Raw genomic sequence first — 21,270 nt, 5'->3', positions numbered from 1 at the left:
ATTCGCTTCTACTTGCAGCGTGCCGCTCGCAGCTTGCCCCTGCATTCAGATGCCGGCGTGGGCGGCGATGGCGGCGGCGATGGCCAGGGCCAGCTCTTCGGGTTTGCGCTTGATCGAGTAGTTGGTCAGCTCAGGGTGGCTTTCAACGAAGCTGGTGTTGAACTGGCCGCTACGGAATTCCGGGTTGCGCAGGATTTCCTGGTAGTACGCGGCGGTGGTCTTCACGCCTTGCACGCGCATGTCGTCCAGGGCCCGCAGGCCGCGGTCCATGGCTTCTTCCCAGGTCAACGCCCACACCACCAGTTTCAGGCACATGGAGTCGTAGAACGGCGGAATGGTGTAGCCCGTGTAAATGGCCGTGTCGGTACGCACACCAGGGCCACCGGGGGCGTAATAACGCGTGATCTTGCCGAAGCTGGGCAGGAAGTTGTTTTTCGGGTCCTCGGCGTTGATCCGGAACTGCAACGCGTAGCCGCGGTGCTGGATGTCTTCCTGTTTCACCGACAAAGGCAGGCCGGAGGCGATGCGGATCTGCTCGCGGACAATATCGATGCCGGTGATTTCTTCGGTGATGGTGTGCTCTACCTGCACCCGCGTGTTCATTTCCATGAAATACACTTCGCCATCGGCCAGCAAGAACTCGACGGTACCGGCGTTCTCGTAATCCACTGCCTTGGCTGCGCGCACGGCCAGGTCGCCGATGTAGGCGCGCTGCTCAGGCGTGAGCTGTGGACTGGGTGCAATTTCAATGAGCTTCTGGTTGCGGCGCTGAATGGAGCAGTCACGCTCGAACAGGTGCACCACGTTGCCGAAGCTGTCACCGAGGATCTGCGCCTCGATGTGCTTGGGGTTGACGATGCACTTCTCCAGAAACACCTCGGCCGAACCGAATGCCTTGGTGGCCTCGGAGATGACCCGCGGGAAGTTCTGCTCCAGCTCTTCGCGGCTGTTGCAGCGGCGGATGCCACGCCCGCCGCCACCGGAGGTCGCCTTGAGCATCACCGGGTAACCGATGCGCTCACCCTCGCTGAGGGCTTCGTGGATGTCGGCCACGTTGCCTTCGGTACCCGGAGTTACCGGTACCCCCGCCGCGATCATGGTGCGACGCGCTTCGGTCTTGTCGCCCATGCGGCGAATCACGTCAGCGGCCGGGCCGATGAACTTGATGCCACGCTCTGCACAGATTTCCGCCAGTTCGGCGTTCTCCGACAGAAAACCATAACCCGGGTGCAGCGCATCACAGCCGGTTTCCACCGCCAGGTTCACCAGCTTGCGCGGGTTCAGGTACCCAGCCAGCGGCTCAGCACCAATGCTGTGGGCTTCGTCGGCGCGCTTCACATGCAGGGCGTGCCGGTCGGCGTCGGAAAAGATCGCTACCGAGCGGATGCCCATCTCGGCGCAGGCGCGCACGATCCGAACCGCAATTTCACCCCGGTTGGCGATCAGGATTTTTTTTATCACTGGAGTCTTCCCAAAGCCGTAGGAACAGTCGAGCCGGTTCTACCGGTCGGCGCGTGGCCAGGCATTGCTGGCCAGTCGCACTTTCACACTAGCGCTGTAGGTTGATAAACAAAAATCAATATTTGTTAGAGGCAGTATTAGCAAAAGCTTATAGTGAAGTAACAAGGTATTGCCCAAGAGCCTAATTAATGCGTAAGTCCTTGATGCGTATGACATTGCGTCAATTACAGATCTTTAATGAGGTGTGCGACCTACGGTCGTACAGCCGCGCCGCAGAAGAAATGGCGTTGACGCAACCCGCCGTAAGTCTACAGATACGCCAGCTGGAAGAGCTCATCGGGCAACCCTTGTTCGAATACGTGGGCAAGAAGTTGTACCTGACCGAGGCCGCCGAAGCCTTGCAGCGCGCCAGCCGTGACATTTTCGGGCGCCTGGAGAGCCTGGACATGCAACTGTCGGACATGCAGGGGTCATTGCAGGGGCAGTTGAAACTGGCCATCGAGTCCAGTGCCAAGTACTTCGTTCCACACCTGTTCGCCGCCTTCAAGCAGCGTCACCCGGAGGTGAACCTGACCTTGACGGTGGTCAACCGTGCCCAGGCCATCCGGCGCCTTTCCGACAACCGCGACGACCTGATCATCATGTCCATGGTGCCGCAGGACATGGGCCTTGAGTTCCTGCCTTTCCTCAATAACCCGATCATTGCCGTGGCCCCGCCCGATCACCCGCTGTGCAAGCTGGCGCAGTTGCGCCTGCAGGACCTGGAGCCTCATACGCTGCTGATCCGCGAGCAGGGGTCGGGAACCCGTAGGGCCTGCGAGGAATACTTCAAGGAAAAGCGCGTGCATTTCACCCAGACCCTGGAGGTGGCATCGGCCGACGCCCAGCGCGAGTGCGTAATCGCCGGCCTGGGCATCGCCCTGCTGACCCGGCATGCGGTCAACCTTGAACTGGCTACCGGGGCGCTTGCGGAACTGCCGGTAGAAGAACTGCCGTTGTACCGCAGCTGGTGCGTGGTGCAGTCCAAGGCCAAGCGGCAATCGCCGGTGGCGCTTGCCTTCCAGGCATTCATCCGTAGTGAACGAACGTTGATCAGCGGCCTGGTTGAGCGTTTTTCGGGGCGCTTGCCGCCGACGCCTGCCACACCGTGAATTCTTGCAGTTCGGGGTAATCCACCAGGTCGCGCAGCAGCTGACGCTGATCGCAGTAGCTCTCGATCGCGCGGCGGTATTCCATGCGGCGCTGGTCCTTTTCCTGCTGCTTGCGAGCTTTGGCGTTGGGTTGGTAGATACCGTCGTGGTCACGAGCCATTGCCTGTCTCCCTGGTAGGATGCGGGAGTTTCAGACTGGCCCAGGGGGTTTACGGTTTTGCGCGGGAATGGTGACAGAATCGTGAATTTTTACCCCTCAGGGCAGTGCCGGCCGGCACAGCGCTGCCTGGCTGAACAGGCGCGCAGGGTGCTGCTCAGTCGTCGGTCGCCTTGATCGATTTGGGCGACAGGCGCAGGCTGCGCAAACTGCGCTTCACGCTCTTGAGGTGGTTGACCAGGCTGGGCCCGCGCGCCATGGCAACGCCCATGGCCAGCACGTCGATGACCACCAGGTGGGCGATGCGTGAGGTCAGTGGGGTGTAGATTTCTGTGTCTTCGTGCACGTCGATGGCCAAATTGACCGTGGACAGCTCGGCCAGAGGGGTCTGGCTGGGGCACAGGGTGATCAGGTTGGCACCGCTCTCGCGTACCAGGTTGGCAGTGATCAGCAAGTCTTTGGAGCGGCCCGACTGGGAAATGCACACTGCCACGTCACCTGGCTTGAGCGTGACGGCCGACATCGCCTGCATGTGCGGGTCGGAGTACGCCGCCGCGCTTAGCAGCAAGCGAAAGAACTTGTGCTGTGCATCCGCCGCTACCGCACCGGACGCACCAAAGCCGTAAAACTCCACACGCTGTGCCTGGGCCATGGCACTTACCGCCTGCTGCAGCGCGTGCGGGTCGAGGTGTTCGCGCACCTCCATCAGGGTATGCAGGGTGGTGTCGAAGATCTTCAGGCTGTAGTCGGCGACGGAATCGTCTTCGTGAATGGCAAACTGCCCAAAACTGGCCCCGGCGGCCAGGCTCTGCGCCAGCTTGAGCTTGAGGTCCTGAAAACCCGTACACCCAATGGCCCTGCAGAAACGTACGATGGTCGGTTCGCTGATACCGACGCTGTGCGCCAGGTCGGCCATGGAGCTGTGCATCACGGCAGCCGGGTCGAGCAGCACGTGGTCGGCCACTTTCAGTTCCGATTTGCGCAGCAGGTGGCGCGATTGGGCGATATGTTGCAACAGATTCACGGGCTGGACTCGGTTATGATCGGCTGGCCGGGTTGTAGCTTTCTTGTAGTTATACTACATGGACGCCAACCCGCCCAGTTAAACGAACGTGGAGCGTGGTGGTTTGACTATTCCTTGCGACATTCTGGTCTTCGGCGGCACTGGCGATCTGGCCCTGCACAAATTGCTCCCGGCGCTCTACCACCTGTTTCGCGAGGCTCGCCTGGACCCGGCCGTCAGGGTCATCGCCCTGGCCAGGCGACAGTTGCCACGCAACGACTACCTCAAGCTCGCCGAGCGCCACTGCCGCGCGCAAATTGCCCGTAGCGAATTCGACGATGAAATCTGGCGGCGCTTTTGCGCACGCCTGGACTACTTCGCCATGGATGCCTCGCAAAGTGCAGACTTCGGCCGCCTGGCACGCTACCTGGGTGAGCCCGGGGGGCTGACACGTATCTTCTACCTGGCCACGGCGCCCTCGCTGTTCGTGCCTATCGCCACGCACCTGCGCATCGCCGGGCTGGCTGACAGTGAAGCACGCATCGTGCTGGAAAAACCCATTGGCCATTCGCTGGCATCGGCCACGGCCATCAACGAATCGATCGGTGCAGTGTTCGAAGAGCGCCAGGTGTTTCGCATCGACCATTACCTGGGCAAGGAAACCGTGCAGAACCTCATGGCCCTGCGCTTTGCCAACGCCCTGCTGGAGCCGGTATGGCGCAACAGCCAGGTCGACCACGTGCAGATCAGCGTGGGGGAAACCCTGGGGGTAGAAAACCGCGGCGGCTACTACGACCGCGCAGGGGCGACGCGCGACATGCTGCAGAACCACCTGCTGCAGCTATTATGCCTGGTGGCCATGGAGCCCCCGGCGCAGTTCGAGGCTGAAGCGGTGCGTGACGAAAAGGTGAAGATTCTGCGCGCACTGAAACCGATCACCGGGCAGGATGTGCAGGACAAGACCGTACGCGGCCAGTACGGTGCCGGGCATATCGGCGGCCAGGAAGTGATGGCCTATTACTTCGAAAAGGATGTGGATAACGATAGCGACACGGAAACCTTTGTCGCGATCGAGGCGCACATCGACAACTGGCGCTGGGCTGGCGTGCCCTTCTACCTGCGCACAGGCAAGCGCATGGCGCGGCGCTCTTCGCAGATCGTCATCCAGTTCAAGCCGGTACCCCATGAGCTGTTCAACGGTGGCCAGGTAAACCAGTTGCTGATCCAGCTGCAACCGGACGAGCGCATCAGCCTGCGCATGATGACCAAGACCCCTGGGAAGGGCATGCGGCTGGAGCCGGTAGACCTGAACCTGAACCTGGCCCAGGTGTTCAGCCAGACCCGCCGCTGGGAAGCCTACGAGCGGCTGCTGCTGGATGTGCTGGAGGGCGACTCGACGCTATTCATGCGCCGTGACGAAGTGGAAGCCGCCTGGGCGTGGGTGGACCCGATCATCGCGGGCTGGGAAGAGCACTTCCAGGCGCCCCGCCACTACGCGGCCGGCAACAACGGGCCGGAGCAGGCCAACAGCCTGCTGGCCCGTCATGGCAGAACCTGGCACGGGTGAAGCATTGCCAAATCCAAGCCTTGCGCAGACTAGGGGAAAGTGGCTGTGCGCTCCGGCGCTACTTTCAACCCCTACAGGACTCTACCTAAATGGCTAAATGCACCGATTTTGTCGCTTACAACCAAACCGCTGCGGGCGAACAGACCTTCCGCGTCCACGGCACCGTTACTGTACCTAGCCCGGCATTCGAGCCGGTACTGGTCGAGCCGGAAGTCCGCCACCGCGGCAATTGGGAGGTACTGCATCTGGAGCTGGTGGATACCGGCGTGGTAGCCAATGCCGTTCTGACCGAAAAAACCGTCGAATTTCTTCGCGACGGCGCCTGCCCGTTCAGCCAAGTAGAAATCATTCATTCGGAAGGTTCCTTCAAGGTTGAGATCGAACCGGCCCAGGCCTGCGATTGATACGGCCAGCCAGGTGGCATACGGTTGCCGCCTGGCTTCCCACCGCTGGCCGTCGGCCGGGGTGAATATTCATACAGTAGGCGTTTGCCCCCGGGTCAGCCTCCCCATAGAATGGCGGGATGCACACAGACGACCTCTCCCTCCTGCTGAACTCCCTCAACGATGCCCAACGCCAGGCCGTAGCCGCCTCGGTCGGGCGTCAACTGGTGCTTGCCGGCGCCGGTTCCGGTAAAACCCGCGTGCTGGTTCATCGCATTGCCTGGCTCATCCAGGTAGAGCAGGCCTCGCCGCATTCGATCCTGTCGGTGACGTTCACCAACAAGGCGGCGGCAGAAATGCGCCACCGGATCGAGCAACTGCTGGGCATCAACCCGGCGGGCATGTGGGTGGGCACGTTCCACGGGCTGGCCCATCGCCTGCTCCGGGCCCACTGGCAGGAAGCAGGCCTGGTGCAGAACTTCCAGATTCTCGACAGTGACGACCAGCAGCGGCTGGTCAAGCGGGTAATGCGCGAGCTGGGCCTGGACGAGCAGAAGTGGCCGGCACGCCAGGCACAGTGGTTCATCAACGGGCAAAAGGACGAGGGCCTGCGGCCGCAGCATATCCAGCCTGGGGGCGACCTGTTCCTGTCCACCATGCGCGACGTGTACAGCGCCTACGAGCAGGCGTGCGAGCGGGCCGGGGTCATCGATTTCTCCGAGCTGCTGCTGCGCGCGCTGGACTTGTGGCGGGACCACCCCGGTTTGCTGGAGCACTACCAGCGGCGCTTCCGCCATGTGCTGGTCGACGAGTTCCAGGACACCAACGCCGTGCAGTACGCCTGGCTGCGCCTGCTGGCGCGCGGCGGCGACAGCCTGATGGCGGTGGGCGACGACGACCAGTCGATCTACGGCTGGCGCGGCGCCAAGATCGAGAACATCCACCAGTACACGGCCGATTTCCCTGACGCCGAGCTGATCCGCCTGGAGCAGAACTACCGCTCCACAGGCGGTATCCTCAAGGCTGCCAACGCCTTGATCGCCAACAACAGCGGGCGCTTGGGCAAAGAGCTGTGGACCGACATGGGTGAAGGCGAACCGCTCACCTTGTACGCCGCCTACAACGAGCATGATGAAGCGCGCTACGTGGTGGAAACCATCGAAAGCCTGATCAAGCAGGGCAATACCCGCAGCGACATCGCCATTCTGTACCGCTCCAACGCCCAGTCGCGGGTATTGGAAGAAGCCCTGCTGCGCGAGCGTATTCCTTACCGTATCTATGGCGGCCAGCGCTTCTTCGAGCGTGCGGAAATCAAGAATGCCATGGCCTACCTGCGCCTGATCGAGGGCCGGGGCAACGATGCCGCCCTGGAGCGGGTAATCAACGTCCCGCCTCGCGGAATCGGTGAGAAAACCGTCGAGGCCATCCGCGAGCATGCGCGTCACAGCCAGGCTTCAATGTGGCAGGCCATGTGCCAGCTGATTGCCGCCAAAGCGCTGAAAGGCCGCGCCGCCAGTGCGCTTGGCGCGTTCATCGAGCTGATCGAAGGGTTGGCTGCCAAAGTGGCGGACATGCCGCTGCACACCATGACCCAGACCACCATCGAGCAGTCGGGCCTGATTATCTACCACCAGGAAGAAAAGGGTGAAAAGGGCCAGGCACGGGTAGAAAACCTTGAGGAGCTGGTGAGCGCGGCGCGTAACTTCGAATCCACCGAAGAAGACGCCGACCTTTCGCCGCTGTCCGCCTTCCTCGGCCATGCCTCGCTTGAAGCGGGCGATGCGCAGGCTGACGAGCATGAAGACAGCGTCCAGCTGATGACCTTGCACAGCGCCAAAGGCCTGGAATTCCCTTATGTGTTCCTGGTGGGCATGGAAGAAGGCCTGTTCCCGCACAAGATGAGCCTGGAAGAACCTGGGCGCCTGGAAGAAGAGCGTCGCCTGGCCTATGTGGGCATCACCCGCGCCATGCGTCAGCTGGTCATGAGCTATGCCGAGACGCGTCGGCTTTACGGTAGCGAAACCTACAACAAGGTTTCACGGTTCGTACGTGAAATTCCGGCAGGCCTGGTTCAGGAAGTGCGTTTGTCCAACAGCGTCAGCCGCCCGTTCGGCGGGGCCAAAACAGCTGCTGGCAGCAACCTGTTCGCCAACGCCAATATCCCACAGACCTCGTTCAACCTCGGCCAGCGCGTACAGCACGCGGTATTTGGCGAAGGCGTGATCCTGAATTTCGAAGGCTCAGGCGCCCAGGCGCGGGTTCAGGTGAATTTCGACGAAGGCAGCAAGTGGTTGATGCTGGGGTATGCCAAGCTGGAAGCGATCTGAACCCTGGGCCGTACCTTGCGGGTGCGGCCCTGCAACATTTAGGCAAAAGCTCGAAACATTATGTCGCTGGCCATGTGCCCAGGAACCTGTGCACCATGACGCGCGTGCAATCCACAACAGGGGATATCCCACTTATGCAACGTTTTCTTAGCATCGCACTGGCGCTTTGCGTCGGCCTGACGCTGAGCCTGGACGCCAACGCCAAACGCTTTGGCGGCGGCAAGAGCTCGGGCTCCGCGCCTATCCACCAGACCCGTCAAGCTACGCCAACCACGCCCGCTGCCACGCCGACCGCGCCTGGCCGTGCACCGGCAGCTGCCAGCGGTGCTTCGCGCTGGCTGGGCCCACTGGCAGGCCTGGCCGCCGGTGGCCTGCTGGCGTCCATGTTCATGGGCGACGGCTTCGAGGGCTTCCAGATCATGGACTTCCTGATCGTCGCGCTCATTGCCTTCCTGGTGTTCCGCTTCATTGCCGCACGACGTCGCCAGCAGCAGCCACACATGGCCGCGCCTGGCCATGCGCCGATGCAGCGTGAGGTGTACGGCCAGCCTGCGCAGCCCTCCATCTTCGGCGGCTCGGCCGCACCTGCTGCGGCAGCGGCGCCGGTGATCAACGCGCCAGCCTGGTTCAACGAGCAGAGCTTCCTGGCCGCTGCCCGCAACCACTTCCAGTCGCTGCAGCAGCACTGGGATGCCAACGAAATGGACAAGATCGGCGAGTTCGTTACCCCGCAGATGCTCGAGTTCCTCAAGCGCGAGCGTGCCGAACTCGGTGATGGCTTCCAGTCGACCTATATCGATAACCTCGAAGTGCAGCTGGACGGTGTTGATGATCGCGCCGACCGCACCGACGCTACCCTGACCTTCCGCGGCGTGTCGAAAAACTCGCGCTTCGACCAAGGTGAGGCATTCAGCGAAAGCTGGCACATGGTTCGCGCCCAAGGCGATAACCAGCCATGGCTGGTTGCCGGTATCCGCCAAAACGGCTAACCGCGCACGCTGCATCCAAAAACCCCGGGGCCATCCCCGGGGTTTTTGCTTTTGTCATAGCGGCCTACTAGGGTATAACCCGCAGCGTTGTCATCTAGGTCTGAGGAAGTGAACCGTGGAAGAAGTGATCGAACAACTCCGTGAAGCCAACGAGCCAGTGCCGGTGCCCCTCGAGCTTCCGGATGAGGAATTGTTGGTCGAGATCGAAGAACAACTGTTCATCAACATTCCGTTTGTGTTCAAAGAGTTCTTGTTGAACGTAAGTGACGTTGTATACGGCGCACTGGAGCCTGTTACGGTCACTGACCCGCAATCGCACACCTATCTGCCTGAAGTCGCTGCCAATGCATGGGACGCCGGCGTACCGCGTGAGTTGATCCCGTTGTGCCAGGATGGCGAGAACTACTACTGCGTTGAAGAGGACGGCACGGTGGTGTTGTGGGATGCCGACGAGGAGCTGGTCGGTGAAGAGAGCTGGGAGTCGGTGTGGCACTGGGCGCGGGATGTCTGGCTGGAAAGCTGAGCCAATGGTCGGGTGATTGGCCTGTAAGAGCGGGCTTGGCGGCGGGATGGGGCGGGCGCCGCTCTCGCGGCGCATCGCGAGCTTTGCTCGCTCCTACATGCGGTGTTAGTGGGTGTTCTCCCGGCTGTTCTCCAAGGTTTCCAGCAAGGCGATCTGCATGCGTGTATGGACGCGGATGAACCAGCGCCACAGCAACGCCACTACTACCGCCGCAACCACCGCGATAATCAGCAACAGCTCGTTGGTAGGCAGAATGCTCGCCGACAGCGCCGAGAGCAGCAGGAAGATCACCAGCAGCGACAACAGCGGTATCACCTCTGCGATCACACGCCGTACACGTTGGGTATGGCGCCCGGCCATTTCTGGCTTTACACCCATCTCGGCCAACAGCATCGACAGCGCCTTGAGCTTGCGGTAAGCGGCAATCAGGAAGGGCAGCGACAACAACAGCGCCGCCCCCCAGATCATCGCCTTTTGCTGGCTGATATCGCCCACCCATTGCGTGAGCCAGGCACCGATACGCCCTGCAAAGTAACCGCCACTGAAGAAGATGGCGATCACCAGGGCCAGGTTTACCCCGACCTGCATGAGGATGCGCCGTATCATCGCCGCCACCATGGCACCCTCACCCTGGGGCTGGATGCTGCGCAACCACTCGCCATATAACGACAGCACCCTGGCCAGACGACCAGGCACCACCTTGCCCAGCTTGATCGACAACGGGTCAGCGGCACGAATCAGGTAGGGAGTAAGCAGTGTGGTGATGGCCGAGACGGCAACGGCTACCGGGTACAAAAAGTCACTGGTGACCTGCAGGGTCATACCCAACGCGGCGATGATGAATGAAAATTCGCCAATCTGGGAGAGGCCCATGCCAACCCGTAGCGAAGTGCGCCCATCATTACCGGCAATGAAGGCCCCCATGCCGCACGACAGCATCTTGCCCAGCACCACCGCCAAGGTGATCACCACGATGGGCCAGGCGTAATCGATCAGCACCTGCGGATCGATCATCAGGCCGATGGCGACGAAAAAGATGGCGCTGAACATGTCGCGCACCGGCTCGATCAGGCGTTCGATTTTCAGCAACTGGCGCGATTCGGCCATGATCGCGCCAATCAGGAACGCCCCCAGCACCATGCTGTACTCCAGCTTCACCACCAGCAGGCAGAAGCCGAAACACAGGCCCAGCACGGTGATGAGCAGCATCTCGTTGCTTTCGAACTTGGCCACATAAGCCAGCAGGCGCGGTACCAGCAAAATGCCGATAACCAGGGCAACGATCATGAACAGCGACAACTTGCCAACGGTGGAGAACACCTCACCGGAGCTCACCGTGCCACTGACGGCGATACCCGAAAGCAGCGCAATGATACCGATGCCCAGAATGTCCTCGACAATCAGCACGCCGAAGATCAGCTGGGCAAAACGCTCGTTTTTCATCTTCAGGTCGTTGAGCGCCTTGACGATGATGGTGGTTGAAGAAATGGCCAGGATGGCGCCCAGGAACAGCGAATCCATGGTGTTCCAGCCAAACCAGCGGCCAATTTCGAAGCCGATCCATATCATCAGCACGATTTCCAGGAAGGCTGCGATGAACGCGGTAGCGCCAACCTTGAACAACTTGCGCAAGCTGAATTCGAGCCCCAGGCAGAACATGAGGAAGATCACCCCCAGTTCGGCCAGGGTCTTGATGGTGTCTTCATCGTGGATAAGACCGAAAGGCGGGGTATGCGGGCCGATGATGAAACCGGCAACGATATAGCCCAGTACCACGGGCTGCTTGAGGCGATGAAAAAGGATGGTGACCACGCCCGCGACCAGCATGATGACCGCCAGGTCCTGGATGAAGCTGATGGCATGCATGGCGCGATACTCCTTTTCTCGTCATTTGGTGAAAACCCAGGCAGACCGCGCCTGCGCCGAGGCAAGCCAAGCAAGCAGTACAGACTGTATTGAACACTGGAAGGCCCGTGGTTCACGGGTGTACTCAGGTTAACATTGCACCTAGGCGCAAAATGCCAGTGCAATATGATGAAACAGATCGGCCGGGAAACCGCCGCCGATGGCAGTATCGGCGTGACGCCCGCGCGCCCACCGACGTCCCGTATTGGCCTGGCAACTCAACGAGAGGGGAACTGCGATGCCTGAAGATAACGCCCCCCCATTTGCCCGATTCAGCGCAACCACACCGTGAGCACGCTATGGAACCTGGAAACGCCCAGCTGAGCATGACTGTCCTGATGACCCCGGACATGGCCAACTTTTCTGGCAACGTACATGGCGGCACCCTGCTCAAGTACCTCGACGAGGTGGCCTATGCATGCGCCAGCCGCTATGCCGGCTCCTATGTGGTGACCCTGTCGGTCGACCAGGTGATCTTCCGTGAGCCCGTGCACGTGGGCGAGCTGGTGACCTTCCTGGCGTCAGTGAACTACACCGGCAACACGTCCATGGAAGTAGGCATCAAGGTGGTGACCGAGAACATCCGCGAGCGCTCGGTACGCCATTCCAACAGCTGCTTCTTCACCATGGTGGCCGTGGATGACAACCGCAGGCCGGTGTCGGTCCCGCCGCGCCAGCCGCAAACCAGCGAAGAAAAGCGCCGCTTCCTGCAAGGCCAGCAGCGCCGTGAGATTCGCCAGGAACTGGAAAAGCGCTACCAGAACCTGAAAACCGACGCGACCTAGAACGCCAGCGGCTGCGCCTCGAAGCGTACCCTGGGGTGAGCGATGCGATCCTGGGCACGCACCAGCTGCAGTTCGTAGCTGGCGCATGCCTGTGTTTCCAGCAGCACCTCGTGCACGGCCGCTGCGGCGAATTCGAAGGCCTGCTCCCAACTGTCGCCCAGCAGCACCCGGGCCAGAAAAAGGCCAGAGGTAAGGTCGCCAACGCCGACCGGCTGACGCGGGAACGCCAGCAAAGGCCTGCGCAGGTGCCAGCTGTGCTCGGCGGTTACCAGCAGCATTTCGAAGTGGTCTTCGCCACGCCCCGGGTAGGCCAGGTGCTTGACCAGCACTACCTTGGGCCCACGTTGCAACAGGCTGCGTGCCATGCCAACGCAATCCTGCAGGGACTGCGCGCGGCGCCCGCAGAAGCTGTCCAGCTCCAACTGGTTGGGGCACAGGATATCTGCCTTGCCAACGGCTTCTTGCAGCAGGAATTGGCTGACTTCCTGCGGCACGCTGCAGCCCTTCTCCGGGTGCCCCATCACCGGGTCGCACACATACAGTGCTTTGGGGTTTACCGCCTTGATGCGCGCCACACCGGCCAGAATCGCCCTGCCCTGTTCGGCACTACCCAGGTAACCGGACAGCACCGCGTCACAGTGGCCCAACTCACCGATATTGGAAATGCCTTCCACCAACGCAGGAATTTGCGCAGGGGCGAGCACTTCGCCGGCCCACTGGCCATACTGTGTGTGGTTGGAGAACTGCACGGTATTGAGCGGCCAGACATTGACCCCGATACGCTGCATGGGAAACACCGCAGCGCTGTTGCCGGCGTGGCCGAACACCACATGGGACTGAATGGCGAGCAGGTGCGGAGTACGTTTCATGCAGGGGTTCCAAAGCGGTTTCAAGACTGCGCAGTATGAACTCGATTGCCACCTGTACGACAGGCCAGGGACGCAGTTAAGCTGGATCTACCTGTTTGGAGCATACGCAAATGTTGACCCTGGAGAACCTCTTCCTGCTGATGCTGGTGGCCACCGCAGGCGCCTGGCTGTGGCACAACCACGGCTTGCGCGAAAAAGCCCTGGAACGGGTCAAGCAGCATTGCGCCAAGCTGGACCTGGAGTTGCTGGACGATGCGGTCGCCCTCAAGCGCATCGCCTTCGTGCGCGATGCCAAGGGCCGCAAACGGCTGGCGCGCATCTATGGGTTCGAATTCACCGTGACCGGCGAGCAGCGCCACCCGGGGACCGTGACCCAGTTCGGCGCGCACAGCGTGCAAATAGAGCTTGCACCCTACCCGTTCGAAATCAAGACGCCGCCGCGCACCGATAACGTCATCGAAATGCAGCAGTGGCGCCAGCAGCATAACCGCTGGCATAACTGATCAGCTGACCCGGCACGCAGCGAACACGGCCTGAAGCGACGCCTCAGGTTGCGGTTCATCGAAAATCAGCTCGATACGGCTATCGGTGCGCCAAGCACTGGGTTGCCAGGCAGGTACACTGCCATCCAGCCCATTGAAAGACTGCCAACCAGCCGCACTGTGGATAATCCCTTTCGCTCGCCGCCACGGCAGGCGCTCCAGCGCGGTTGCGATAGCTTGTGGATAAAACTGCAGGCTCGGATGCCAGCGCCAGCCAATGCTCCAGCCGCCCTCCCCCTGCTGCGCCATGGAAAGTGGCAGGGTAGGATCCGCCCAGACGACCAAAGGCGGGCCTTGAAGATTGTCGACAATCTGGTTATCCACAGACGAATGCTGGATTGTGCCGCCATTGCGCAGTGGAAGGTTTGCCAGAGGCAGGCATCCCTGCTCCACCCAAGCAAGCTTAACTGTTGAGAATTTGTTATTTATCAACAGCTTAGTATTTTCATCCACAGTGTCTGACTTGTTGATTACCAGTAGCTCGCAAGCTGCCAGAGCACGCCTTTGTGCATCCGAAAGTAGATCATCCACCAGCAGATAGCGGGCATCGACCACCATGATCAAAGGCTGCACCGTCAACACATTCTGCCAAGGTTCGTTTTTCAGCTGATCGAGCAACTGCAACGGGTGCCCCAACCCGGAAGGCTCGATGAACAGCCTGTCGGGCTTGGCCTTGCGCAGAAGACGACCCAAACCAACCTGGAAAGGCACACCACTCACGCAACACACACAACCGCCAGCCACTTCGCCTATCGCGACGCCATCCTCGTCGCGGGCCAGCAAAGCGGCGTCCAGGCCCACCAAGCCGAATTCGTTCACCAGCACTGCCCAGCGCTCGCTCGCAGGCCGTTGTGCCAGCAAGTGGCGGATCAGGGTGGTCTTGCCGGCCCCCAGGGGGCCTGCAATCACGTAGGTGGGGATATCGTGGAACATGGCTGATCTATGGCTGGCTGGGGTAGCCCACTATGCGCTGTCACGCCAGCCAGTCAAGGCTGAGCAGCAGGCGGCGCTGTGGCCCGGCAGGTGATCGGTGCACAAGCCCCGCCCCCTCATTGCCCTGCCACTTCTCACCTTTGAGCAATGCCACCTCACCCGCGTGCAAACGCTTGATGCTGTGCAGATCAACCGCAGCTGTGGATAAGTATTCTTGTGTGTTGGTGTCATTAACCAGCCATTCACTCCCCGGCCCTGAGTAGGTACACAGCAGCCTCACAGGCACGTTATCCACATGGAAGCGTGGGCACATCGGCCCTTCAAGCACGCGAATGCGCAGCCCTAACCGGCGAGCGCCCAACAGGCAGGTGAAGGCCTCGACCAACCATGTCACGTCAGCGACGAAGGCCCCGTAACCCTCCACGTCGGCGGCCTCCGCCAACAGGTCGCCAAGTACCGGCGCCCTGTGCTCATCCACCTCGATCACGCGCTGGTCTGCCAGTGATGGGCCAAGGCCCACCACGACTGCGGCGAAGTCCTCCAACTGCGGCGGCAGATGCCTGCGCCACACAGACATGTTCACACCGTCCTGCAGCACATCCGCCAGTATCTGAGGAGAATCGCCGAATGCCTGGCGGATATCCACAAGCTGAAGGGCCTGATTCATGCGGCGGCCTGCTCTAGCCATGGTCCAAACGGGTCATCCAGCCGCAGCCAGCCCATCGGGCCGAGTTCCATCTCCTCATCGGTGAGCAAGCAAGCATCCAGCGCTGTGGATAATTCATCGAAATCGATGTTTTGCCCTATAAACACCAGCTCTTGCCGGCAGTCGCCGGTGTCAGGCGTCCAGTGCTTGAGAATGGCAGCGGTGTTATCCACATCCTCCGGCCACTCATCCTTCGGTACGAATCGCCACCATCTCCCTGCCAAGCCATGACGCATCATGCCGCCCGCCTGGGACCAGCTACCAGCCTCCTGATACTTGCTGGCCAGCCAGAAGAAGCCTTTCGAGCGCAATAGGCGCCCATTGGTCCAAGGGGTGTGGATAAAGTCGAAGAAGCGCTGTGGATGAAGCGGGCGCCGTGCCTGCCATGTGCTGGCGGCGATGCCGTATTCCTCGGTTTCAGGCACGTGCTCGCCGCGCAGTTCCTGCAGCCAGCCCGGCGCCTGGGCTGCCTCGTCAAAATCGAACAGGCCGGTGTCGAGAATCCTGGCCAATGGGACTTGGCCCATGACCATAGGCACAATCTGCGCCCGGGCGTTGAGGCTACGCAGAATCGCGATGAGTTCTTCCCGTTCTGCCTGGCTGATCAGGTCGATCTTGCTCAGCAACAATACGTCGGCAAACTCCACCTGCTCGATGAGCAGGTCGGTAATCGAGCGCTCGTCTTCCTCGCCTAATGTTTCGCCACGGCTGGCCAGGCTATCGGCAGCTTGATAATCACCCATGAAATTCAGGCCATCGACAACGGTGACCATGGTGTCCAGCCGCGCCAGGTCTGACAGGCTGCGCCCCTGCTCGTCCCGGAAGGTGAAGGTTTCTGCAACGGGTAGCGGCTCTGAAATACCGGTCGACTCGATAAGCAGGTAATCGAAGCGGCCTTCTTCAGCCAGCCGCGCAACCTCCTCCAGCAGGTCTTCGCGCAATGTGCAGCAGATACAACCGTTGCTCATTTCCACCAGTTTTTCTTCGGCACGGTTCAAGCTGACGTTGCGCTGCACCTCGCTGGCATCAATGTTGATTTCACTCATGTCGTTGACGATGACCGCCACCCGAAGATTGTCGCGGTTACGCAGTACATGGTTAAGCAACGTGCTCTTGCCGGCCCCCAAAAAGCCGGAGAGCACGGTGACGGGAAGGCGATCAGACATGGCAAACCTCTACAGGCAGAAGCATTCGAAACGATGCATTGCACAATGTTATAAAGTAACAATACAATTTCGCCAAGCTGTTCCTGACAAACGAGAGCTCGCCAGTGCCCCAGATGAACGTGCAACGCATCCTCATGCTGCTGATGCTCGCCTTGCCCTGCAGCGCGTTGGCGATGCCTCCCAGCCCTACACTCGCACTTTGCACACGCAGCGCCACGCTGCTGGCCTGCCAGGACCGCGCCGGCGGCTACTACAGCGTTCGAACAGAGGGCAGCACGTTTTATTTACGTGGCTACGACGCGCAGAGCAGGCGCCTATGGGCACAGACCAATAGCCGTTACGGCAGCCTGACTTTCTTCACAGGCCTGGCAAGCAATGGGGAAGCTTGGGTTGGATACAGCCGCAGGGTGGGCTGGACCACGTTGAACAGGGTATCCAGCTCAAGCGGCCAGCGTTTCAACCTGCACTGCAGCCTGATCGGCGGATGCCGCTGAAAACACTACTTTCTGGAATACCCAATGACTCAGCTGAAGCTACCCGATATCGCCGCACAGAACCTGGACCACTCCCAGCCGTTGGATTGGGTAGGCATGTGCGGTATCGCTTTGCCCATCGCCTTCGAAGGGCGTACGGCAGCTGCAAAGATCGACGCGGGAGTAAGCCTGGTGGATGGCAGCTCCAGAGGCATTCACATGTCGCGGCTTTACCTGGCGCTGGAATCTCTGGAGCAAGTGCCGTTGACGCCCGTCGCCCTACGACGGCTACTGGCCGATTTCCTCACGAGCCATGAGGGGCTTTCATCCGCGAGTTACATCCGCCTACGCTTCGAGCATTTGCTGAAAAGATCTGCACTGGTTAGCCCGCTGGCTGGCTGGAAGAGCTACGAAGTAGAGGTGAATGCGCGTATCGAAAACGAAATGTTCCACGTGGAACTATCCGTGTCAGTTCCCTACTCGTCCACCTGCCCATGCTCGGCGGCGTTGGCCAGACAACTCATCCAGCAGCAGTTCCAAGCCACATTCACGGCTGAGCACGTGGACCGGGAAGCGGTACTGAGGTGGCTGGGCACGGCAGAGGGCATCGTTGCAACCCCCCATAGCCAAAGAAGCCTGGCCAAGATTCAAGTCAGGCTGCGGAGTAACCAGGCGACGTTACCCATTACTGAACTGATCGATCAGGTGGAGACCAGCCTGGGTACTGCCGTGCAAACAGCGGTAAAACGTGCTGATGAGCAAGCCTTCGCACTGGCCAATGGCCAAAACCTGATGTTCTGCGAAGACGCCGCACGAAGGCTGCATGAAACATTGAAGCAGGCGCCGTGGAGCAGTGCGTTCAAGGTACGCGTGGAGCATGCAGAAAGCCTGCATGCCCACGACGCTGTGGCGACAAGCCAGTGGGGCTGGGAGTTCAGGTGCGAGGCTTGACCGTGCCGCAATCGTTGCCCAGCCATACAGCGCGGGTATTCATGCTGCCCTGCTGCTGCACCCCAGAGGCATTAAAGGTACCGTTCACCTGCGTGGTGAATTCCCTGTCACTGAGGAACGTGGCCTGACCGCTGCCCTGGGCTTTGGGGCAGCTGAACTGAAACTTCCAGACGTTGCCCGTGCGGTCAGTAATTTTCTGCGTGCAGCCGGACTTGGGGTCCTGCAAGGGGATGTCGTTGGTTGCCACCTGCTGCGGGGTCAGGCAAGAACGCACCCCTTTACCACCCACGGTAACGCCCTGTTTGGCCAACACACCTTCCATCATTGCCCGTTGCTCGGGTGGCAGGTTCTTCAACTGGCTGAGCATGAATTCCATATCGGGTAGCGGTTTACCGTCCACCTGCATGTTGCTGGTGGTCAACTCCCACAAACCCGGTTGCAGCATCTGGGCCTGCGCACCGGCACTGCTCAAACCAAGGGCCAACGCCAACAGCGGCAGACGAATCTTCATGGACAAACGCTCCTGAAAAAGCCGGACGACCCGGACAATATCCCGCTTAGACGCTAAAAATAAGCGGTTGTTGCAGGCGAACCCGGAACGTGTTCTGTTACCTAAGGTGTATTCAATAAGCAGGATGCATATGGATTACCACAGCCCCTACTTCTTCGGTTACCTCTTGGGTGTTGTTCACCTGTTGGGGGTCGTCGCCGCACTGCACGCGCTGTTTACCGTGCGCACTGCCCAAGGTGCGATCGCCTGGGCGATGCCGCTGTTTTTCATCCCGTACTTCACGTTGATCCCTTACCTGATATTCGGTGCCCGCTCGTTCTACGCCTACATCAAGGCCAGGCGCCAGGCCAATCAGGAGATGCATGTGGCAATGGCCAGCCTGAACTGGCGACCGTGGGTTGAAGAAGCGCTGGCTGCCCGCGCCTCGGCCAGCTACGCCGCGCTAAGGGCGATGCCCAAGCTCAGCCGCATGCCATGCCTGGCCAATAACCAGGTGGAGTTGCTGATTGATGGCAAGCAAACCTTCGATGCGATCTTCGAAGCCATCGAGAACGCCAAGGAAGTCGTGCTGGTACAGTTCTTCATCATCCACAACGACGCCTTGGGTAAAGCGTTGCAAGCGCTGTTGCTGCGCAAGGCTGCCGATGGCGTGAAGGTGTTCGTGCTGTACGACCGGGTAGGCAGCCACGCATTGCCGGCGAGTTACAGCCAGCGGTTGCGCGAAGGTGGTGTACAGATCCATGCCTTCGCCACACGTCGAGGCTGGTTCAACCGCTTGCAGGTCAACTTCCGCAACCATCGCAAGATCGTCGTGGTGGACGGCGTGGTGGGCTTCATCGGCGGGCACAACGTCGGTGACGAATACCTGGGGGCCGACCCCAAGCTGTCACCCTGGCGGGATACGCACGTACGCATCAGCGGGCCCGTGCTGGCCTGCCTGCAGGAATCCTTTGCCGAAGACTGGTACTGGGCCACCCGCCAGCTACCGCCGTTGATTCTGCTGGATACCTACCCGGATAACGGCGTGCTCTGCCAGGCCCTTGCCAGCGGCCCGGCCGATTCGCAGGAGACCTGCGCGCTGTTCTTTCTGGAAGCGATCCACTCCGCCACCCGGCGGGTCTGGATCACCAGCCCCTACTTCGTACCCGACGAGGCGGTATTCGCCGCGCTGCGCCTGGCGGTGTTGCGGGGTGTGGACGTGCGGGTACTGATCCCGTCCCGCCCGGACCACCGTGTGGTCTACGCGGCCTCCAGCCTGTTCGCGTTCGAAGCAGTGCGCGCGGGTGTGCGCATGTTCCGTTATCAGCCGGGGTTTCTGCATCAGAAAGTGGTGCTGGTGGATGACGAGATCAGCGCGATAGGCAGCGCCAACCTGGACAACCGTTCGTTCCGCCTCAATTTTGAAATTACCTTGCTGACCGTGGACCGTGACTTCGCCGACAAGGTCGAGCAAATGCTCAATGACGACTTTGCACAAGCACGGGAGATAACCGCCGAAGACAGCCAGACCACTCACCGGGTGCAGCAATTGGGCATGCGCATTGCGCGCCTGATTTCACCCGTTCTGTAAGCGCCATACACAACCAGGGCGACCCTGCCATTTCGGCAGGGGTCGCCCGGTTTGGGCTGCGGTCAGCGATACAGGTGTTCGCGGGTCCAGGGCAGGTCGTGGTGCCCATCAGCGTAGGGCTTCACTGCCAGTATCTGGTGCAGGTTGATCCAGCCCTTTTCGAAGGCATAGGCACAACCTGCCAGGTACAGCCGCCAGATACGCAGGGTTTTTTCCGGGACCAACGCAGCGGCATTGTGCAGCTGGTTTTCCAGGTTCTCGCTCCAGTGGTGCAAGGTCTTGGCGTAGTGCATGCGCAAGCTCTCGACATCCACCACCTCAAGCCCCGCTTCGCACACGCTGGCCGTAATCATCGACAAGTGCGGCAGCTCCCCATGGGGGAATACGTAGCGGTCGATGAACTCACCCGCCCCCCGCCCTACAGGCCGACCATCCACATGCTTGGCCGTGATGCCGTGGTTCATTACCAGGCCGCCTTCACGTACCGCATTGAACAGCGTCTGGGAATACAACGGCAAGTTGGCGTGCCCCACGTGCTCGAACATGCCCACACTCACGACCTTGTCGAAGCGACCGTCCTGGGGTAAATCCCGGTAGTCCAGAATCTGCAGGTCGACCTGGTCGCCCAGGCCCTCATCCTCAACGCGCTGCCGCCCAAGTTTTAGCTGCTCTTTGCTCAAGGTTATGCCAAACACCTTGGCGCCGTACTCCCGCGCCGCGAAGCGGGCCAGGCCACCCCAGCCGCAGCCGACATCCAGCAGATAGTCACCTGCACCCAGGCGCAGCTTGCGGCAGATATGGTCGAACTTGTCCTGCTGGGCTTGCTGCAACGTGTTGTCCGGCTCACGGAAATAGGCACAGGAATACACCATGTCCGGGTCCAGCCACAGCGCGTAGAACGCGTTGGATACATCGTAGTGGTAGGAAATCGCCTCGGCGTCGGTGTCCTTGTCGTGGGCCAGCCGCTGGGGAATATGCTCATCCTCACCACCCAGTAAGGCTTCACTGAGCTCGTCACACACCCGGATGGCTTCGGCAATGTCGCCTTCCAGTTCGAGCTTGCCCTCGACGAAGGCAGTACCCAGCTCATTCATGCTCGGATGCGTCAGCTGGGTAATCAGCTGTGGCTCCTTGACCAGGATAGTCACCTGAGGGCTGGGCCCAAGGTCAAAGTAGTTGCCGTCCCACAGCTTGAGGCGCAGTGGCAGATGCAGATGCTGCAATGCCGGTGGAAGTTGAGCAAACATGAAGCACCCTCCCGTCCCCTGTGCAGGGGAAGACCCATGTCATTTCGAAAG

The 21,270-nt window shown here is 60.6% G+C and carries 21 protein-coding genes; 11 read left to right on the top strand and 10 right to left on the bottom strand.

The annotated features are described in order from the left end of the window. Positions 1 to 45 precede the first annotated feature (45 nt). Positions 46 to 1,461, bottom strand: coding sequence for an acetyl-CoA carboxylase biotin carboxylase subunit (locus IAE36_RS07570; protein WP_028632847.1), 1,416 nt, complete (start codon positions 1,459 to 1,461; stop codon positions 46 to 48). A gap of 188 nt (positions 1,462 to 1,649) precedes the next feature. On the opposite strand from IAE36_RS07570, the gene IAE36_RS07565 reads away from it, so the two are divergent. Beyond that, positions 1,650 to 2,612 carry a LysR family transcriptional regulator gene (locus tag IAE36_RS07565; protein ID WP_328822856.1) on the top strand — a complete coding sequence of 321 codons (963 nt, stop codon included), beginning with the start codon at positions 1,650 to 1,652 and terminating at the stop codon, positions 2,610 to 2,612. On the opposite strand, the gene IAE36_RS07560 is transcribed toward IAE36_RS07565, so the two are convergent. Together IAE36_RS07560 and hexR are read right to left on the bottom strand one after the other, a co-directional pair. After that, on the bottom strand, positions 2,554 to 2,772 hold the full coding sequence (locus tag IAE36_RS07560) for a PA3496 family putative envelope integrity protein (protein WP_201211569.1): 219 nt from the start codon (positions 2,770 to 2,772) through the stop codon (positions 2,554 to 2,556). The genes IAE36_RS07565 and IAE36_RS07560 overlap by 59 nt on opposite strands. Positions 2,773 to 2,926: 154 nt before the next feature. Continuing rightward, positions 2,927 to 3,793, bottom strand: a complete 867-nt coding sequence (gene hexR, locus IAE36_RS07555) for a transcriptional regulator HexR (RefSeq protein WP_060480936.1) — start codon at positions 3,791 to 3,793, stop codon at positions 2,927 to 2,929. A 103-nt stretch (positions 3,794 to 3,896) separates the two neighbouring features. Here hexR and zwf point away from each other — a divergent pair, with 103 nt between their 5' ends. The 5 genes from zwf (at position 3,897) to IAE36_RS07530 (ending at position 9,561) form a co-directional block, all read left to right on the top strand. After that, positions 3,897 to 5,339 (top strand): glucose-6-phosphate dehydrogenase, encoded by a 1,443-nt coding sequence (zwf, locus tag IAE36_RS07550; RefSeq protein ID WP_201162573.1) that lies wholly within the window; start codon positions 3,897 to 3,899, stop codon positions 5,337 to 5,339. An 89-nt stretch (positions 5,340 to 5,428) separates the two neighbouring features. Then, positions 5,429 to 5,743, top strand: coding sequence for a hypothetical protein (locus IAE36_RS07545; RefSeq protein ID WP_201211562.1), 315 nt, complete (start codon positions 5,429 to 5,431; stop codon positions 5,741 to 5,743). A gap of 119 nt (positions 5,744 to 5,862) precedes the next feature. Beyond that, entirely contained in the window at positions 5,863 to 8,049 is a 2,187-nt protein-coding gene (gene uvrD / locus IAE36_RS07540) for a DNA helicase II (RefSeq protein ID WP_028632841.1), read from the top strand. A gap of 134 nt (positions 8,050 to 8,183) precedes the next feature. Continuing rightward, positions 8,184 to 9,038, top strand: a complete 855-nt coding sequence (locus tag IAE36_RS07535) for a Tim44 domain-containing protein (protein ID WP_028632840.1) — start codon at positions 8,184 to 8,186, stop codon at positions 9,036 to 9,038. A gap of 115 nt (positions 9,039 to 9,153) precedes the next feature. After that, the gene (locus tag IAE36_RS07530; protein WP_201211560.1) at positions 9,154 to 9,561 is read left to right on the top strand and encodes an SMI1/KNR4 family protein; all 408 of its coding nucleotides are present in this window, start codon (positions 9,154 to 9,156) and stop codon (positions 9,559 to 9,561) included. 105 nt (positions 9,562 to 9,666) lie between these two features. On the opposite strand, the gene IAE36_RS07525 is transcribed toward IAE36_RS07530, so the two are convergent. Next, a complete protein-coding gene (locus tag IAE36_RS07525) occupies positions 9,667 to 11,427 on the bottom strand; it encodes a cation:proton antiporter (protein ID WP_028632838.1) in 1,761 nt (586 codons plus the stop codon). Between the two features lie 338 nt (positions 11,428 to 11,765). Between IAE36_RS07525 and IAE36_RS07520 the strand changes: the two genes are divergently transcribed. Further along, positions 11,766 to 12,251, top strand: coding sequence for an acyl-CoA thioesterase (locus IAE36_RS07520; RefSeq protein ID WP_060480939.1), 486 nt, complete (start codon positions 11,766 to 11,768; stop codon positions 12,249 to 12,251). Here the strand turns inward: IAE36_RS07520 and pdxY are convergent. Continuing rightward, positions 12,248 to 13,120 (bottom strand): pyridoxal kinase PdxY, encoded by an 873-nt coding sequence (gene pdxY, locus IAE36_RS07515; protein WP_060480940.1) that lies wholly within the window; start codon positions 13,118 to 13,120, stop codon positions 12,248 to 12,250. The genes IAE36_RS07520 and pdxY overlap by 4 nt on opposite strands. A 110-nt stretch (positions 13,121 to 13,230) precedes the next feature. Here pdxY and IAE36_RS07510 point away from each other — a divergent pair, with 110 nt between their 5' ends. Next, positions 13,231 to 13,623 carry a DUF3301 domain-containing protein gene (locus tag IAE36_RS07510; RefSeq protein WP_028632835.1) on the top strand — a complete coding sequence of 131 codons (393 nt, stop codon included), beginning with the start codon at positions 13,231 to 13,233 and terminating at the stop codon, positions 13,621 to 13,623. On the opposite strand, the gene IAE36_RS07505 is transcribed toward IAE36_RS07510, so the two are convergent. Genes IAE36_RS07505 through zigA form a run of 3 tightly spaced genes read right to left on the bottom strand, consistent with a single transcriptional unit; the run spans position 13,624 to position 16,467 of the window. Continuing rightward, a complete protein-coding gene (locus IAE36_RS07505; RefSeq protein ID WP_201211558.1) occupies positions 13,624 to 14,595 on the bottom strand; it encodes a CobW family GTP-binding protein in 972 nt (323 codons plus the stop codon). Between the two features lie 40 nt (positions 14,596 to 14,635). Continuing rightward, positions 14,636 to 15,262: a DUF1826 domain-containing protein gene (locus tag IAE36_RS07500; protein ID WP_201211556.1), complete on the bottom strand. Its 627-nt coding sequence runs from the start codon at positions 15,260 to 15,262 to the stop codon at positions 14,636 to 14,638. Continuing rightward, the gene (zigA, locus tag IAE36_RS07495) at positions 15,259 to 16,467 is read right to left on the bottom strand and encodes a zinc metallochaperone GTPase ZigA (RefSeq protein WP_201211555.1); all 1,209 of its coding nucleotides are present in this window, start codon (positions 16,465 to 16,467) and stop codon (positions 15,259 to 15,261) included. The genes IAE36_RS07500 and zigA overlap by 4 nt, the downstream gene beginning before the upstream one ends. A 113-nt stretch (positions 16,468 to 16,580) precedes the next feature. Between zigA and IAE36_RS07490 the strand changes: the two genes are divergently transcribed. Continuing rightward, positions 16,581 to 16,961: a glutamine synthetase gene (locus IAE36_RS07490; protein ID WP_201211553.1), complete on the top strand. Its 381-nt coding sequence runs from the start codon at positions 16,581 to 16,583 to the stop codon at positions 16,959 to 16,961. Positions 16,962 to 16,985: 24 nt separating this feature from the next. Continuing rightward, positions 16,986 to 17,891: a GTP cyclohydrolase FolE2 gene (folE2, locus tag IAE36_RS07485; RefSeq protein WP_201211551.1), complete on the top strand. Its 906-nt coding sequence runs from the start codon at positions 16,986 to 16,988 to the stop codon at positions 17,889 to 17,891. On the opposite strand, the gene IAE36_RS07480 is transcribed toward folE2, so the two are convergent. Next, on the bottom strand, positions 17,875 to 18,402 hold the full coding sequence (locus tag IAE36_RS07480; protein WP_201211549.1) for a DUF3617 domain-containing protein: 528 nt from the start codon (positions 18,400 to 18,402) through the stop codon (positions 17,875 to 17,877). The two genes, folE2 and IAE36_RS07480, sit on opposite strands and share 17 nt — an antisense overlap. A 130-nt stretch (positions 18,403 to 18,532) precedes the next feature. Here IAE36_RS07480 and cls point away from each other — a divergent pair, with 130 nt between their 5' ends. Further along, positions 18,533 to 19,972, top strand: coding sequence for a cardiolipin synthase (cls, locus tag IAE36_RS07475; RefSeq protein ID WP_201211547.1), 1,440 nt, complete (start codon positions 18,533 to 18,535; stop codon positions 19,970 to 19,972). A 62-nt stretch (positions 19,973 to 20,034) separates the two neighbouring features. Here cls and cfaB read toward each other — a convergent pair whose 3' ends face one another. Continuing rightward, positions 20,035 to 21,219, bottom strand: coding sequence for a C17 cyclopropane fatty acid synthase CfaB (gene cfaB / locus IAE36_RS07470; protein WP_201211545.1), 1,185 nt, complete (start codon positions 21,217 to 21,219; stop codon positions 20,035 to 20,037). Positions 21,220 to 21,270: the final 51 nt, after the last annotated feature.

The sequence above is a fragment of the Pseudomonas sp. S36 genome (assembly GCF_016647875.1).
In the GTDB taxonomy this organism is placed as follows: Bacteria; Pseudomonadota; Gammaproteobacteria; order Pseudomonadales; family Pseudomonadaceae; genus Aquipseudomonas; species Aquipseudomonas parafulva.
The sequence above is the reverse complement of the archived record's forward strand: the minus strand, read 5'-3'. Positions and strand labels throughout refer to the sequence as shown.

Bases quoted from the DNA above. Each gene is read 5' to 3' on its own strand.
- IAE36_RS07560 (WP_201211569.1), bottom strand. From the start codon at position 2,772: ATGGCTCGTGACCACGACGGTATCTACCAACCCAACGCCAAAGCTCGC.
- uvrD (WP_028632841.1), top strand. From the start codon at position 5,863: ATGCACACAGACGACCTCTCCCTCCTGCTGAACTCCCTCAACGATGCC.
- zigA (WP_201211555.1), bottom strand. From the start codon at position 16,467: ATGTCTGATCGCCTTCCCGTCACCGTGCTCTCCGGCTTTTTGGGGGCC.
- cfaB (WP_201211545.1), bottom strand. From the start codon at position 21,219: ATGTTTGCTCAACTTCCACCGGCATTGCAGCATCTGCATCTGCCACTG.
- IAE36_RS07505 (WP_201211558.1), bottom strand. From the start codon at position 14,595: ATGTTCCACGATATCCCCACCTACGTGATTGCAGGCCCCCTGGGGGCC.
- folE2 (WP_201211551.1), top strand. From the start codon at position 16,986: ATGACTCAGCTGAAGCTACCCGATATCGCCGCACAGAACCTGGACCAC.
- IAE36_RS07525 (WP_028632838.1), bottom strand. From the start codon at position 11,427: ATGCATGCCATCAGCTTCATCCAGGACCTGGCGGTCATCATGCTGGTC.
- IAE36_RS07545 (WP_201211562.1), top strand. From the start codon at position 5,429: ATGGCTAAATGCACCGATTTTGTCGCTTACAACCAAACCGCTGCGGGC.
- IAE36_RS07520 (WP_060480939.1), top strand. From the start codon at position 11,766: ATGGAACCTGGAAACGCCCAGCTGAGCATGACTGTCCTGATGACCCCG.
- IAE36_RS07500 (WP_201211556.1), bottom strand. From the start codon at position 15,262: ATGAATCAGGCCCTTCAGCTTGTGGATATCCGCCAGGCATTCGGCGAT.
- IAE36_RS07535 (WP_028632840.1), top strand. From the start codon at position 8,184: ATGCAACGTTTTCTTAGCATCGCACTGGCGCTTTGCGTCGGCCTGACG.
- IAE36_RS07490 (WP_201211553.1), top strand. From the start codon at position 16,581: ATGAACGTGCAACGCATCCTCATGCTGCTGATGCTCGCCTTGCCCTGC.
- pdxY (WP_060480940.1), bottom strand. From the start codon at position 13,120: ATGAAACGTACTCCGCACCTGCTCGCCATTCAGTCCCATGTGGTGTTC.
- IAE36_RS07510 (WP_028632835.1), top strand. From the start codon at position 13,231: ATGTTGACCCTGGAGAACCTCTTCCTGCTGATGCTGGTGGCCACCGCA.
- IAE36_RS07565 (WP_328822856.1), top strand. From the start codon at position 1,650: ATGCGTAAGTCCTTGATGCGTATGACATTGCGTCAATTACAGATCTTT.
- cls (WP_201211547.1), top strand. From the start codon at position 18,533: ATGGATTACCACAGCCCCTACTTCTTCGGTTACCTCTTGGGTGTTGTT.
- IAE36_RS07480 (WP_201211549.1), bottom strand. From the start codon at position 18,402: ATGAAGATTCGTCTGCCGCTGTTGGCGTTGGCCCTTGGTTTGAGCAGT.